The 1119-nt window shown below is 63.3% G+C and carries 1 protein-coding gene; it reads left to right on the forward strand.

Annotation, left to right across the window (positions count from 1 at the left end):
• Positions 1 to 265: 265 nt before the first annotated feature.
• Positions 266 to 1119: IS110 family RNA-guided transposase (locus tag EDC35_RS18415; RefSeq protein WP_132978723.1), on the forward strand; the 854-nt coding region annotated here is incomplete at its 3' end.

The raw sequence follows: 1119 nt of genomic DNA on the forward strand, positions 1-1119 counted from the left end.
CCCAACCTTGTATGTTCTGTTCCCAAGGATTGACACGGAGTTTTGATCAACGGAGTTTATAGAAGCGTGAGCCGGGGAAGCCGTCCCAACCTGAAGCTTCGAGCTTGTACGTAGATAGGCTCCCCGCCCTCTTCGCCGATCCCGAAGAGTATCCGAGGCCGTGAGCGTGGCTCGTGAGCCTGCATACACAAGGTCGGGAGGCGAGGGTCCAGGGTCGGGGAACCGGGTCACAGCATAACGCCTTCATTTGCCGAGGAACAGAACGATGCATGTCGCGGGAATCGATGTCGCTGACAAGGCACTGGCGGTGGTCATCCGCACGGGTGAGCAGAACACCAAGGTCGAGGACTTTGCCAATACGACGAGCGGGCATCAAGCCTTGCTGGCACGCCTCACCAAGGCGGGCGTGGAGCGCGTGTGCCTGGAAGCGACGGGGGCGTATCACCTGGATCTGGCGCTGGCCTTGAACGCAGGTGGCCTGGCCCTGATGGTGGTCAATCCCAAAGCCGCCAAGCGCTTTGCCGAGGCGTTGATGACCCGCACCAAGAGCGATGCCATCGATGCGGCGGTCTTAGCTGAGTTCGCCCTGCGCATGCCTTTTGAGCCCTGGCAGCGTCCGGCGCGCGAGGCGCTGGAATTGCGCGCGTATGCGCGGCGCTTGAGCGCGCTGACCGAGGCCCGCACGCAGGCCAAGAACCAGCTCCATGCGTTGCAGCAGAGCACCACCACCCCCGCCTTGATTCTGGAGGAAGTCCAACTCGCCATCGCCGAGACGGACGCGCGCATCACGCGCTTGCGCACGGCCGCGCTGGCCCTGATCGAGACCGAGGCCACCCTGAAGGACACCTTTGCACTCCTCACCAGCGTCAAAGGGATCGGTGCCGCCAGTGCGGTCCAGATCCTGGGGGAGTTGCGGGTGCTGCCACCCGATCTGCGCGCCAAGCAATGGGTCGCGATGGCCGGACTCGACCCACGCCACGCCACCTCGGGCACCAGCGTCAACAAAAAGCCGCGTTTGAGCAAGGCCGGAAACCGCTATCTGCGCGGCAGCCTGTACATGCCCGCCTTGAGTGCGTCGCGCCATGACGAACACGTTAAGGGCTATTATCGCCACCTGAT

Source organism: Thiobaca trueperi (assembly GCF_004342175.1).
GTDB lineage: Bacteria > Pseudomonadota > Gammaproteobacteria > Chromatiales > Chromatiaceae > Thiobaca > Thiobaca trueperi.